This window comes from Bulleidia sp. zg-1013, assembly GCF_019798045.1.
GTDB lineage: Bacteria > Bacillota_I > Bacilli_A > Erysipelotrichales > Erysipelotrichaceae > Bulleidia.
Genome location: NZ_JAGXEX010000001.1, coordinates 239,379 through 253,955, shown reverse-complemented (window position 1 = coordinate 253,955; position 14,577 = coordinate 239,379). Strand labels below are relative to the sequence as shown.

Here is a 14,577-nt window from a genome sequence, read left to right as displayed (position 1 = left end):
TAGAAAAAACAAGGAGGATTCAAACGTGCAAACTCCATATGCAATTGAGATGTTACACATTACGAAACGTTTCCCCGGTATTATTGCGAATGATGATATCACACTCCAATTGAAAAAAGGTGAAATCCACGCTTTATTGGGAGAAAATGGAGCAGGTAAGTCAACATTGATGTCTGTTCTTTTTGGCTTATACCAAGCTGAAGAAGGGGAAATTCGGAAAGATGGTGAAGTGGTTACCATTCAAGATCCAAATGATGCTAATCGTTTAGGGATTGGAATGGTGCATCAACACTTTAAATTGGTGCAGTGTTTTAGTGTCTTAGATAATATTATTTTGGGTGTTGAAACCACGAAGAATGGTTTTTTAGAAAAAACGGAAGCGAGAAAGAAGGTTTTGGATTTATCCAATCGTTATGGTCTAAAAGTGGATCCCAATGCCTTAATTGAAGAAATTACGGTTGGTATGCAACAAAGAACTGAAATTTTAAAGATGCTCTATCGGGATAACGATATTTTAATCTTTGATGAACCAACGGCGGTTTTAACCCCACAAGAAATTGAAGAACTCATGCAAATCATGAAGAACTTAGCTCGGGAAGGGAAGAGTATCTTATTTATTTCACATAAATTGAATGAAATCATGGAAGTAGCGGATCGTGTATCGGTTTTACGTCGTGGTAAGTACATTGGTACCGTTGATGTCAAAGGAACAAGTGAAAAAGAATTATCGAAGATGATGGTTGGTCGTGATGTTCAGTTGGTGGTAGAAAAGGCGGAAGCTAAGCCAAAGGATGTTGTGCTTTCTTTAAAGAATATGACCGTTCCTTCTAAACAGCATAAAAACAATGCGGTTAAGAATGTTAGCTTTGATGTTCGCTCCGGTGAAATTGTTTGTATTGCCGGAATTGATGGTAATGGTCAAAGCGAATTGGTTTATGGCATTACGGGTTTAGAAGCCATTAGTTCTGGTGAAGTGCTTTTAAATGGTAAAGACATTAGTAAGGATACGATTAAACAACGTTCTAAATTCATTAGTCATATTCCGGAGGATCGCCAGAAACATGGTTTAGTGCTGGATTATCCCTTGGATTACAACATGATATTGCAACGGTATGACGAAGAATCTTTCACTAATAAAGCCGGTTTCTTAAAGAAAAGCGAAATTCGTCAATATTCTGACCGTTTAATTGAAAAATTTGATGTTCGCTCTGGTCAAGGGTCATCCACGATTGCCCGTTCAATGTCGGGTGGTAACCAGCAAAAAGCCATCGTTGCTCGTGAATTGGATAAGAAACATAATTTATTAGTTGCCGTACAACCAACACGTGGTTTGGATGTTGGGGCAATTGAATATATTCACAAACAATTGGTTCGATCTCGTGATAATGGTGATGCGGTTCTCTTGGTTTCTTTGGAATTAGAAGAAGTAATGAATTTATCCGATCGTATTTTAGTGATGTATGAAGGTGAAATTGTTGGTGAATTAAATCCAAAAGAAACAACGGTGGAAGAATTAGGTTTATATATGTCGGGTGCGAAGAGACAAGAGAAGGGAGTTTCTCATGAAGCATAAAAAAAGTACTGGTTTATCAGAATCCATGCAAACCATCCTTTCTTCTTTGATTTGTATCTTAATTGGTTTGTTTATAGGATATTTAGTTTTATTGGCGATTAATCCAAAAGGAGCTACGGAAGGTATTTTTACAATCATTAAAAATTTTATGACCTTTACAAGAAGTTCCTCGCGTTTAAAATATTTTGGTACAACTTTAGTCAAGACGGCACCGTTAATCCTATGTTCGTTATCGGTTTGTTTCTGTTACAAAGTTGGTTTATTTAACATTGGAGCGGCCGGTCAATACACAGCCGGTATTGCGACTTCCCTTTATCTGGCTTTAGCTTTCCATATGCCTTGGTATATCTGTATGCTTGGGGCTTTAATGATGGGAGCTTTCGTCGGTTTTATCATTGGCGTTTTAAAAGCGTATCAAAATGTTAATGAAGTTATTTCTGGTATTATGTTGAACTGGATGATTCTCTATGGCACCAACACCTTATTAGCAAAGGTAAAACAACCAGCTTCTCCTTATACCTTTAGCTTAGAGGGTACAAACTCAGTGTTACCAAAATTGGGATTGGATGAATTATTTGGTAACCAATATGTAACCATTGCGGTGCCTTTAGCGATCTTAATCGCACTATTGGTTTGGATTGTTTTAAATAAAACCAAGTTCGGCTATGAATTAAAAGCCACCGGCTACAACAAAGAAGCGGCGCGTTACGCCGGTATGAAAGAAAAGAAGAATATCATCGTTACTTTAATGATTGGTGGTGCTTTAGCCGCTTTGGCGGCTGCCTTATTGTACTTAACAGATTTTGAGCAATGGGCAACGACTTCTTCTTCCGTTCCAAGCATGGGTTTTGATGGTATTGCGGCCACATTCTTAGGTGGTTTACATCCAATTGGTTCTATCTTCTCTAGTTATTTCATTGAGCATATCACATTAGGTGGATCGTATTTGGATAAGTCCTTATATCCATCTCAAATTGCGGATTTAATCTCAGCGACGATTATTTACTTCAGTGCTTTCGTTCTCTTTATGAAAGTTTGGTACAAACGTCACCAACAAATGAAGTTTGAAAAGAAACAAGAATTACAGAAGGGAGAAGAAAAATGATTTTATTAATTCAATATACATTAGTTTTCGCTTCCGTTCTTCTATTAGTGGCTTTAGGTGGTGCCTTTTCAGAACATTCCGGTGTAATTAACTTAGGATTAGAAGGCATCATGGTCATGGGCGCTTTGGGTGGTGCTTTAGCCATGAAGTATGTGCCACTTAGTGTTGGTCCCTTGGGTATGTTGGTTGCTGTTATCCTAGCATCCGCATTATTTGGTTTCTTATTTAGTTGCTTGCTAGGAATTGCCTCAGTGAATTTAAGTGCGGATCAAACCTTGGTCGGTACAGCTATGAACATGATTGCGACAGCTGCGGCGACAGTTATTGTTAAGGCAATTAATCAAGCTGAAAATCCGGATAATGTTTCAGCTACTTTAAAATATGTTGAACAGAAACAATTCTTCTTAATTAATGTGGGAGGCTTTGAATTAACTTGGTTTATGATTTTGGCTGTTATCTTATTGATTGTAGCTTTCTATTTGATGTATAGAACCAAGTTTGGTTTACGTTTAAGAGCCTGTGGAGAAAATCCACATGCGGCTGATTCAGTTGGTATCAATGTCTATAAGATGCGTTGGGCAGGGGTATTGATTTCCGGTATCTTAGGTGGTTTAGGTGGTCTTGTCTATATCACCTCCGGTGTTTCAGAATGGAAGTTTGAAACAGGTGTTGCCGGTTTCGGTTTCTTATCCTTAGCGGTTATGATTTTTGGTCAATGGAAGCCATTGAACATTGGTTTAGCTGCCTTATTATTCGGTTTCTTTAGAGCTTTAGGAAATGTTTATCAAGGCTTGTCTTGGTTAACGGCTCTACAGATTCCTTCAACGGTTTATAACATGATGCCTTATATTGTATCCTTAGTGGTCTTGGCCTTTACATCCAAGAATTCAAGAGCACCTAAGGCAGAAGGTATTCCTTACGATAAGAGTGTGAGATGACAAAAAAGTCATCTCTTCTTTTATTTATGTTTTGAATTGTCAAGTTAAGTGCAACATCCATGGATACCTTAAGCGTAGGCTTTACGATAGTAACTTATGCAATAATCCGAGCCTTTATCACTTCTTTCATTATTGGATTAGTGACCTATCTTCTTTGTTTACCGGCTTGTTTTGTAGGTAAAAAGTTAAGCATTGGTTTATTGAATTATTCTTCTTTAGCAGGAGGAATTGTTCTCATCATTATAGGGATAAGCAGGTTATTTTAGAGGAATTTCCATAAAGAAGTTCTTTTCTTTTTTTCAAAAATAAAGGTATAATAAAAACATTTAGGAGGTCATATGAAGGTTCCATTTTCAGAATATTTACAGAAACAAGCTTCAAGTCTAAAGGAAGTGATTCAACAATTAAATAAAAAGTATGATTATGTGTCTATTTTATCTTCCGATAGTTATGGATTAGATGTGAATGTACTTAAAAGTGCGACACAAATCAGCAGTAAAACACTAGCGAGTGAAAGAGGTATTGTCATTCGTGTTTGTCAGGATGGTCAATACGCAGAATATGCGTTTAATACCAATGATTTAAAAAATCCAAGTGCTTTGGCAAAAGAAATAGAAGAAAGGCTTTCAGAACAAAGTCAATTATTAAATGAGCTACATGTTCAAAGCTATAAGACAGCAATATTAAGTGATGAACCATGTGAATTATTCGTTGAAAAAGAAGCCGAACAATTGGTTGGAACAGCGGACACAAAGTCACTAGTTGAAAAGTTAGAAACATTGGGCAAAAAGATTGCCGACAATCATGAAGAAGTGATTGAATACATGGTGGCTAGTCATAGTACCCATGTGAATAAAATGTTTTTAACCATGAATCGTGATTTAAGACAATCGTATGAATACTCAGAAGCCTATGTGGTTTCCATGGTTCAAAAGAATGGTAAGGTTAAACAAGCTGTTAAAACTGCTTCCGGTTTAAAAGGACCAGAAATCATTGATGAATTAGCACCACTCATCGACCAATTGCACCTGGTTGGTAACGATTTATTATCGGCTGAAAGAGTTGAGCCGGGAGAATATGAAGTTATCACAAGTCCTGAAATCACCGGCTTAATTGCGCATGAAGCCTTTGGTCATGGGGTGGAAATGGATATGTTTGTTAAGGATCGTGCGATTGGCAAGGAGTTTATTGGTAAACGCGTTGCTTCTGATTTAGTATCTATGCATGAAGGAGCTTTAATTGCTGAAAATGTTACGAGCTATGCTTTTGATGATGAGGGAACGCTGGCTCAAGATACCTTAGAAATCAACCATGGTATCTTAGAAACGGGCATTTGTGATGCTTTATCAGCGCTTCGTCTAGGTGTGCAAGCAACGGGAAATGGTAAGCGTGAAAACTTTGAACATAAAGTGTATACCCGTATGACCAATACCGTTTTTGATTCAGGAACAGATAGTGTAGAGGATATGATCGCTTCTATAAAACATGGCTATTTATTAGAAGAAATGGCTTCTGGCATGGAAGATCCAAAGCATTGGGGTATTCAATGTATGGTTGGTTTAGGTCGTGAAATTAAAGATGGAAAACTAACAGGTAAAGTGGTTGCACCATTAATCTTAACGGGTTATGTACCAGATGTATTAGGGAATATTTCTATGACTTCACCAGACCGTTTGATTTTCGGTGCCGGAGCTTGTGGAAAAGGTCATAAAGAGTGGGTGAAAGTGACCGATGGTGGTCCTTATTTAAAGACGAAAGTGAGATTAGGCTAATGTTGGAATTGATTAAAAAAAGTTTAAAAGAACTTGGAATTTCAATTTGGGAAATCCAAGAAAGAACAAGTCAGGCATGGGAATTTTATTTCATTAAGCATGCTTTAGATCAACACCGTATCAGAGATGTCAAACATACAGATGTGACGGTTTATGTGGGAAATGAAGATGGCAGCTTAGGTAATGCCGGTGCTGAAGTACCACCATTTTCAAGCGAAGAAGAAATCCTTTCGATTTTAAAAGAATTAAAGGAAAGAGCAGGTTATGTTCATAACAAAGCCTATTCTTTAGTATCTAAGTCGACCGAAGGTTTTGTACAAAAGGTCGATTTGAAACAAATTTCAAAGGACTTTATTTCAACCGTTCAATCGATTCCGGAAGATGAAGAAAAATATATTAACTCTTATGAAATCTTTGTTGAGGAAAAGAGGGATCATTATATCAATTCCAATGGTGTGGATGTTCAAAATGTGTATCCATCTTCGATGTTAGAAATTATTTTGAATGCTCGCAAAGGTAATCATGAAATTGAACTATACCGCAATTATAAAAGTGGTACTTGTGACAAAGATTTCCTTCAAAAAGATATTCAAAAGGTCTTACAACAAGGAAAAGATCGTTTATCTACAGTTCCAACCCCGGCTTTAGAAAAGATGCCAATCTTATTTTCAAATGAAAATGTGGTTACTTTATTCCAATACTATAAAGTTCAAATGAACGCCCAAGCGCTTTTGAGCGGTGCTTCTTCATGGAAAAGCGGTGAAGAAATTTGTAAGGATGTAAAAGGGGATAAAGTGACTATTCAATCTCTTTCAAAATTAAATAATTCTTCCTATAACGCTTCCGTTGATCAAGATGGTTCGGCTTTAGGGGATTGTGTTTTATTAGAAGACAATATACCTAGAAAATTTATTGGTAGCCGTCGTTACGCTAGTTATGTAGGCTTAGAGGATACTTTTATCCCAAAGAATTATTGTATTTCAGGTGGCACTTACGATGAAGAAGAGCTAAGAAAAGGAGATTATTTGGAAGTTATTGAATTCTCTGATTTCCAAATGAATCCTATCAATGGTGATTTTGGTGGTGAAATTCGTTTGGCATATTTGCATAAAGATGGAAAGATTATTTCGGTGACAGGTGGTTCTTTATCGGATAATTGGTTAAATCAAATTCAAAATTTAAAATTATCAAAAGAATCAACCCAGTATAACGATAACCTTGTGCCTTCCCTTGTCTTATTACCGGGGGCGATGGTAACAGGAGTTGAACATGAATAAAGAAGAATTAATGAAGACTTACCAAGATTGGAAATTTTCTTGTTCAGCCTATGAAATGGCATTAACGATTATTGGTATTGATAAACAAACCGTGGCACCAAGTAGCGGTGCTTCTTATCGTGATCCAAGAACGGCTTATTTGGCTGGTATTGCATTTGAAAAGAGTAATAATCCAAAGATGAAAGAAGTGATGGAAGCTCTTTTGAAAGAAGAGTTAAATGAAGATTTCCGTAAAGAAGTGGAAATGGAATTAAAGGAAACGGAGAAATACCAATCTGTTCCCCAAGATTTCTATGTAGCGCATTATGCCCGTAATGATGCGTCTTATGATGCTTGGTTAAAGGCAAAAAAAGAAGAAGATTTTGAAGTCTTTAAACCTCATGTTCAAGGTATTATTGAAGATCAAAAGAAGTTGATTGCTTATCGCAATAAACCAGAAGATGTGTATCATCAATTGTTAAGTGATAATGAAAATGGGGTGTCGGTGGAATTTTATGATGATTTCTTTAATACGATTAAGAAAGAATTGCTTCCTTTCATTCAAAAGCTTCAAAGTGCCAAACAGCCGGATACTTCTTTCTTAGAAAAAGAATACCCGATTGCTAAACAAAAAGAATTCATGGAAGAAGTTTTGGACTACATTCATTACACAAGCGATTGGGGTTATCAGAATGAATCGGAACATCCGTTTACAACCGGTGTTTGTGAAAATGATGTCAGAACAACAACAAAGTATTTGCTTAATAATCCAGTTAGTTCTATTTTATCGACGGTACATGAATGTGGTCATGCTTATTTTGAACACAACGTGCATCCAAAGTATGATGGTACAATATTGGCGAAAAATATTAAGATGGGAATTCATGAATCCCAATCACGCTTATTAGAGAACTATTTGGGAAGAAGTGAAGCCTTTTGGCAATATTTATATCCAAAGTTTCAAGAAGTATTCCCGGAACAGTTAAGTGGGGTGGACTTGTGGCAGTTCATTTGGGCTATCAATAAGGTAAAGCCTAGTTTGGTTCGTACGGAAGCCGATGAAGTTACGTATCCATTGCATATTCTCATTCGCTATGAATTGGAAAAAGAAATCTTTGCGAATCGTTTGAATGTTGATGATTTAGAAAGAGCTTGGAATGCGAAATACCAAGAATATTTAGGAATTCATGCCGATAAGGTTAGTGAAGGTGTTTTACAGGATGTGCACTGGTCCGGGGATGGCTATGGCTATTTCCCAACTTATGCTTTAGGATCCGCTATTTCGGCGCAAATCTTTCACACCATGGAAAAACAGATTGATGTCGATGAAGCCTTAAGAACAGGACATTTTGAAATAATCATGGATTGGTTAAAAGAAAATGTGCATCAATATGGAGCTTCCTTAAGTTTCCAAGAAATTCTAATGAAGTGCACAGGTGAACCATTTAATATTCAATACTACATTGATTATTTAAAGACAAAGTTCACGAAACTATATCAATTATAAGAAGCCTACTACGGTAGACTTTTTTATTTGGAAAAAGCTTATGGATATATCCCATCTTTGACAGTTAAAAAGAGCCAAAAACCGGCAACACATTGATATCACTGCGTTTGACCAATTTTTGAGTAATTTGAATTTGTAGTATTTTTTTACTCGCCAATTGTCAAATCAAGTGCAACGGATTCGATAATAATTTGAAGAATAGTTTCAATAGTATTATAAATAAAAATAACACTTTCTATTTTTTGATGCAATTAGCATCTGATTTTTCAATTAAAATATAGAAAAAATGGGTAAAATATGCTATAACGTCTACTAGATAGATTAAAATGTGGCAAGGAGGGATAAAGATGGCAAGGCTTAATGTTACTGATGTAATAAAAGAATTAAACATTTCTAAGTCATATTTATATAAATTAATAGATAAAGGAAATATTTCGATTCCGAGAAGTGAAACAGGCAGATACTTTTGGGATGAAAATGCAGTTGAAATTATAAAAAGATTTTTGCATATAGATGGTTTACAGGATAAGGATGACACAGATTTTTTAATATCTAAATTAGGATTAAAACAGTCATTCATAAACAATAGACGCTATTTAGGAAATAAATATTCTCTTTCCGATTTTATAAGAAAAACAGTTGATGAAAATTGTAAAGGTGTAAATATTGTTATTGACATATTTAGTGGAACCGGTGCAGTTGCGAATACTTTTAAGGATAAAATGCTTATCACAAATGATTTACTGTATAGTAATTATATTTCCAATTATGCATGGTTTGGATATGAAAAATATTCAAGCAAAAAGATAATTGAGCTTATATACGACTATAATCAAGTTAAAACAAAAGAAAATAATTATATGCGAGAAAATTTTGCAGATACATTCTTTTCTGCTGATGATTGTAGCAAGATAGGATATATAAGAGAAGATATAGAAGCAAAGTATAAAAATAAAGAAATAAATTTTAAGGAATATGCAATATTGATTACATCGCTTCTATATGCAATGGATAAGATTGCAAACACAGTTGGACACTACGATGCATATAGAAAAAATGTTGATTTTGAGAAAAAATTAGTATTGAATGTTTTATTACCTGAAGAACCGGTAAATTCTAATAATATTTGTTATAACTTAGATGCAAATAAACTTATTAAAAGTATTAGGGGTGATTTGTTGTACTTGGATCCTCCATATAATTCAAGGCAGTATTGTGATGCATATCATTTACTTGAAAATGTGGCAAGATGGGAAAAACCTGAAGTTTATGGGGTTGCAAGAAAGATGGATAGAACTTCACTTAAAAGTGATTACTGCATGATTTCGGCTACAAAAGCATTTGAAGAACTTATTGAAATGGCTGATACAAGGTATATCTTACTTTCATATAATAATATGTCTGACAAGGGAAATGATAGGTCAAATGCGAAAATATCAGATGAAGATATTATGAGAATTCTTAGAAAAAAGGGGAAAGTTACTATATTTGAATTAGACTACAAGAGTTTTTCGACCGGAAAATCAGATATCAAGGATAATAAAGAAAGACTATTTTTATGTGAAGTATTTAGTGAAAAAAAGAAAAAAATAAATATTCCTTGTCCATTTAACTATACTGGTGGAAAATTCAAATTATTAGAACAGTTACAACCATTGTTTGATGAAAAGGAAGTATTTTTAGATTTGTTTTCCGGGGGAGGAAATGTTGGGATAAACTCCTCTTCTTCAAAAGTTATCTTTAATGACTCAAATGAAAAACTGATAGATTTAATTAAATTTATCAAAGACACTGATACTGATGCTTTATTAAAACAAATAGACAATATTATTGAGGCATATAATTTATCCAATACATCGCTATATGGATATTCTTATTATGATTGTGATAGTAGTAGAGGCTTAGCCGAATATAATAAAGAAAGATTTCTCAAGTTAAGAGATGATTTTAACGCTAAAGTCCTTGCCGAAGAAACAGATTACTCCATGTTATATGTATTGATGGTTTTCTCTTTTAATAATCAAATTCGTTTTAATCGAAAAGGGTTGTTTAATCTTCCTGTGGGGAAGAGGGATTTTAATTCTAAAATGAGGAGTAAGCTTGTGCTATTTTCTGAAGAATTAAAAAGTAAAGATATCCAGTTTATGAAAAAGGATTTTAGGGAAATTTCCTTGGATGATTTTTCTCAGGAGACTTTTATTTATTGTGATCCACCTTATTTGATTACAAATGCAACATATAATGAAAATGGAATGTGGACTGAAATAGAAGAAAAAGCTTTACTTGAATTTTTGGACGAAGCCAATGAAAAAGGTTTTAGTTTTGCTTTGTCTAATGTTTTGGAAAGTAAAAATAAAAGAAATGATATTTTATATAATTGGATTGAAAGCAAAGGATATTATTGCAATTACTTAAATAAAAGTTATTCAAATAGTAACTATCATAGAAAAGATAAAGACAGTATATCTGAAGAAGTTTTAATTACTAACTATCCTGTGAATTGGAGGAATAAGTAAATGTCTAATAAAAGTATTCCATATCAAAGTTTTTGTTGGGTTATAGGAACGACAAGTTTTAGAACGGCAAAACTAAATTTAAAAATCGAGGCACAGTTGTTGCTTCTTGATGAGTTTTATAATGAGGTCATAAAGGAATCAAGTTGGAACTGGAACAATAAATTGCAAGAAAAATATTATGATTTTATGAAAGATAGAGCTTTCCTAACAGGAGAAGCAAAAAGAAAAGACAAAGATGCCAGGGAAAAAACATCAGGATTGGTTGATATTGGTTTAATTACAGAAGATAGATTGATTACGGTTGCAGGAAGGAAACTCCTTAAAATAACAAGTAGTGGGGATTTTGAAACCAATAATGTGTTTAATATTAATAGAGATAGCTTTATCTATCTAAAACAGCTTCTTAAAACAAGTATAGATGTAAGTGGTAGTATCGTTAGACCGTTTATTGCAGTTATAAAGTGCCTGACGGAACTTGAGTTTTTAAGTTATGACGAGTTTACTTATTTTGTTCCGCTAATTAGAGATGACGAAAGTGCAAAACAAATCATATCGGATATTAAATTATATCGAGAAGGTAAAATTTTGCCGGAAGAAATAATTCATAAGAGGCTTATGCAAATGGAAAACTACAAACTTGCACAAGAAGAATTTATAGCCTCTGATGTTGATGAAAATCTGACATGTTTAGTGGGGATGAATCGTAAAAGTAGAAGCTATGACAAGCCGTACTATAAATTGTATGAGAATTTAAAGAAGGTATTTCTTGATGGCGAAAACATTTATGAATCACTATTAAATTCTGCAAAGAATATAAATCAAAAACCTGGAACATTGTGGAGAAGTTTACTCTTTAAAACAACCAATATTGGTGGTGTAAGAAAAAATGGGAAGTCTTCAATTCACAAACAATGCCCATTTATAAACTGTAAAAATGAAACAGAACTAAAAGAAGTGTTTTTTAAATATTTACATGTTTTTAAAGCCATGGCGACTTTATCTGATTATTTTGATTTGAATAGAAGATATTTTAATATTACAGATACTCTAATTTTTGAAGATCGTATGATTAAGTTGGATATGATTCCAAAGTATTATTTTAAAGAAATTATTGATATTCTGTATACAGAAACTTTTAGTAGAGATAATAATCTCAGAGCTGATGCCCCACTTGAAACTATATCAGAAGCATTCAAGTTAGATATTAGCAAAGTATATGCTGTGTTAAGTAAAGATTTAGGAATTACAATTAAGAGTTCGGAACAAGCGAAGGCTTATGTAAATGATGAACGATACAGAAGATTTAATACTTTGATTGATAAGAAATTTAATGATTGTGTGCTTATAGAGTTACTAAATTGTTTTGAGAAACGTGATGATAAAAGGATTGAAGAACTTGTTACAGATGAGGCTGCAATACCTACTATTTTTGAATATATTTTGGGAATTATATGGTACAAGGTAAGCGAAAGACAGGGAAATATTTTGGACTTCATGAAATTATCATTAGAAGCCAATTTATTGCCTAAGACACATGCAGCCGGAGGCTATGCAGATATTATATATGAATATGAGGCATGTACTTCTTATCCAAAGCATTCATTGCTACTTGAAGCGACACTTGCAGATGGCTCTAATCAAAGAAGAATGGAAATGGAACCTGTTTCACGACATTTAGGAGATTATAGGATTAGATTTAATAATCCATTCGATTATAGCTTGTTTGTTAGTACATACTTAGATAAAAATGTGATTTCAGATTTTAGGTATAGAAAGATAATTCCATACACCAGAGATGAAGAAAAGATTACAGGCATGAAGATTATTTCAATGGATACAGATTCTCTTAAGAAAATAATTGAAAATAAAGTTAAGTATAAGTATCTGTATGAAGTATTTGATAAATACCATGAAATGCCATTAGAGACGATAGATTGGCATGATGGGATGATAAAAGAGGCTACGGGAGAGTATAAGGTATAAAAATATGAAATTTAAAAATTAATATATGAATTACACAGGATGTGAAGTGAACCTCCTTTATTGGTTTGTCCAACTTTTGGGGTTCATTTCACAATGCCTACCACGATTTCTTTATCTTTTAACTGTCAAACTTCCGATTAATTAATATCTACTTATTGAATAGATAGTAATTTGGGTTTAAAATTAATTATAGAGATATTCAATTTTACGAATCAAGATTATATGGTATGAGTTAGTTTATAGCAGAGGTAAGGATTTAATGTATTATATTTGTCACAATGTTTTACATAATATTAATACAACAAGAGTTGCCATATATAAAGATATTTATGATATGTGTAAAAATAATAATAATATTAATGCTGAAACTATTAAATCCATTTCTGAAAGGAATAAAATTAGTCTTAACTATGTTAAGGACGAGGTTGAAGGAATGCTTTATTCAGCATATTCAGTCATTTCAGGTGGAGATTGCAAGCTTTCTGATAAAGGCTTTACAGATATAAATATTTTACTAAATGAAAATGAAGAACAATTCTTTGAGATACCTATAACAATTAATTTATTAAATGAGTATGTAGAATTTATTATCAACGATGTCGACATAATGTCTGATTACATAAGATCATCGCTAATCAATAACTCGTGGTCAAGAAACAAAACTAAGCAACGTTATAGAAAAAAGGTCAACAGTGAATTTCAAACAATAGAATTAATTAATAGATTGATTGCTATAATTAAAAACATTAATATTAACGATTATGATTTTAATCCAGATAGTCTAGTAGATAACATTATTAAATACGGCAATTATAGGAAGCTATATAACGATTATAAAGCTTGGATAAACTTCAGAGGTTGCTATTTTTCAATTACATTAGAAAAATACTTACCTGTTTATCAAGAACTATTTAATGAATGTGTAAAATCAGTAGAATGGGGCGGGAACACAGTTCATAGAAATTATATTAAAAAAATATGTATGAATTTTGGATATGATTTTGATAAATTTCTTACCGATGCTTTGAGCGATGGTATGATAAGAGAAATAGGTGATAAAAATTACTCTATAACTGGTCACGCAAATTCAATAAAAGAATCAATTGCTAATAAATATAGTAATTATAGAATATCATTAATCTTGAGACTATTTTGTGGAAAACCAATTTTGCTTATTGGACAAAATTCTTTTTGTGATAAATTAGTTTCTAAAGAGATTGTCAAAGATTCTAAACCATTATCTAATTATTGGGTTGAATATATCGGAAATTCTTTAATCGAAGAAAAAATATTATCTATTATAAAAAGTTTTGGATATCGTTTTAAGGAGGTTTAACAGATCGATGAAAATCAAAACTAGGTATTGTTTGTTTAAAAGGGATAAGAAAAATCTAATTATCTTTCCCGAAAAACCATTCTGGCTGGTCGATGATGATTCTTTAGAATTGTTTGTAAAGTTTTTTAGTGACGAAATAGAAGAGAGTGTCTTGTTGAATGGAGCTATTTCCAATTACACTCATTTTCATAAAAACAAAGAATAGGAGGTATAGGTATGTTTAAGATAGCAGGAACTTTGGGAGTTACTACTACAGTAGCAACGACAATCGTTAGCATAATATTAGGGGCTTCAACAGTAGTCACTATCATTTTGGCAATCACTACTTTGCTGTCTGGAGGAGTGGATGCTATTTTGACAGTGGGATGGTCTACTTTAGTAGCTACAGTTAAGAAAATTGTTGCAGAAAAAGGTGTCGCTGCGTGATGTACCGATTCCCAAAAATTAAACCAAAATGATATGTGTCCAGGATTCCGGGTACATATCAATGCCTACCACGATTTCTTTATCTTTTAACTGTCAAACTCCCAGTTTACTACGGTAGACTTTTTTATTTGGAAATGAAAGTGCTTACTTTTTTACTTGGAAAAA

The 14,577-nt window shown here is 33.4% G+C and carries 12 protein-coding genes; all 12 read left to right on the top strand.

The annotated features are described in order from the left end of the window. Positions 1–49: 49 nt before the first annotated feature. The 12 genes from K7I92_RS01140 (at position 50) to K7I92_RS01085 (ending at position 14,412) form a co-directional block, all read left to right on the top strand. Positions 50–1,573, top strand: a complete 1,524-nt coding sequence (locus K7I92_RS01140; RefSeq protein WP_203245766.1) for an ABC transporter ATP-binding protein — start codon at positions 50–52, stop codon at positions 1,571–1,573. Continuing rightward, a complete protein-coding gene (locus tag K7I92_RS01135) occupies positions 1,563–2,678 on the top strand; it encodes an ABC transporter permease (RefSeq protein ID WP_203245486.1) in 1,116 nt (371 codons plus the stop codon). Before K7I92_RS01140 ends, K7I92_RS01135 begins: the two co-directional genes overlap by 11 nt. Beyond that, positions 2,675–3,616, top strand: coding sequence for an ABC transporter permease (locus tag K7I92_RS01130; protein WP_203245487.1), 942 nt, complete (start codon positions 2,675–2,677; stop codon positions 3,614–3,616). The genes K7I92_RS01135 and K7I92_RS01130 overlap by 4 nt, the downstream gene beginning before the upstream one ends. 59 nt (positions 3,617–3,675) lie before the next feature. Next, on the top strand, positions 3,676–3,882 hold the full coding sequence (locus tag K7I92_RS01125) for a manganese efflux pump (protein WP_220281719.1): 207 nt from the start codon (positions 3,676–3,678) through the stop codon (positions 3,880–3,882). 72 nt (positions 3,883–3,954) lie between these two features. Continuing rightward, positions 3,955–5,388: a TldD/PmbA family protein gene (locus tag K7I92_RS01120; RefSeq protein ID WP_220281718.1), complete on the top strand. Its 1,434-nt coding sequence runs from the start codon at positions 3,955–3,957 to the stop codon at positions 5,386–5,388. Further along, complete coding sequence (locus tag K7I92_RS01115; protein WP_220281717.1) at positions 5,388–6,665, top strand: metallopeptidase TldD-related protein; 1,278 nt, start codon at positions 5,388–5,390, stop codon at positions 6,663–6,665. The genes K7I92_RS01120 and K7I92_RS01115 overlap by 1 nt, the downstream gene beginning before the upstream one ends. Beyond that, positions 6,658–8,151 carry a carboxypeptidase M32 gene (locus K7I92_RS01110; protein ID WP_203245491.1) on the top strand — a complete coding sequence of 498 codons (1,494 nt, stop codon included), beginning with the start codon at positions 6,658–6,660 and terminating at the stop codon, positions 8,149–8,151. The genes K7I92_RS01115 and K7I92_RS01110 overlap by 8 nt, the downstream gene beginning before the upstream one ends. A gap of 347 nt (positions 8,152–8,498) precedes the next feature. Then, positions 8,499–10,667 carry a Dam family site-specific DNA-(adenine-N6)-methyltransferase gene (locus K7I92_RS01105; protein WP_220281716.1) on the top strand — a complete coding sequence of 723 codons (2,169 nt, stop codon included), beginning with the start codon at positions 8,499–8,501 and terminating at the stop codon, positions 10,665–10,667. After that, positions 10,668–12,650, top strand: a complete 1,983-nt coding sequence (locus tag K7I92_RS01100) for an AlwI family type II restriction endonuclease (protein ID WP_220281715.1) — start codon at positions 10,668–10,670, stop codon at positions 12,648–12,650. A gap of 259 nt (positions 12,651–12,909) precedes the next feature. Beyond that, positions 12,910–13,986: a hypothetical protein gene (locus K7I92_RS01095; RefSeq protein ID WP_220281714.1), complete on the top strand. Its 1,077-nt coding sequence runs from the start codon at positions 12,910–12,912 to the stop codon at positions 13,984–13,986. A gap of 7 nt (positions 13,987–13,993) precedes the next feature. Then, positions 13,994–14,191 (top strand): hypothetical protein, encoded by a 198-nt coding sequence (locus K7I92_RS01090; RefSeq protein ID WP_220281713.1) that lies wholly within the window; start codon positions 13,994–13,996, stop codon positions 14,189–14,191. 11 nt (positions 14,192–14,202) lie between these two features. Continuing rightward, on the top strand, positions 14,203–14,412 hold the full coding sequence (locus K7I92_RS01085) for a circular bacteriocin, circularin A/uberolysin family (RefSeq protein ID WP_220281712.1): 210 nt from the start codon (positions 14,203–14,205) through the stop codon (positions 14,410–14,412). The last annotated feature ends 165 nt before the right edge of the window (positions 14,413–14,577 follow it).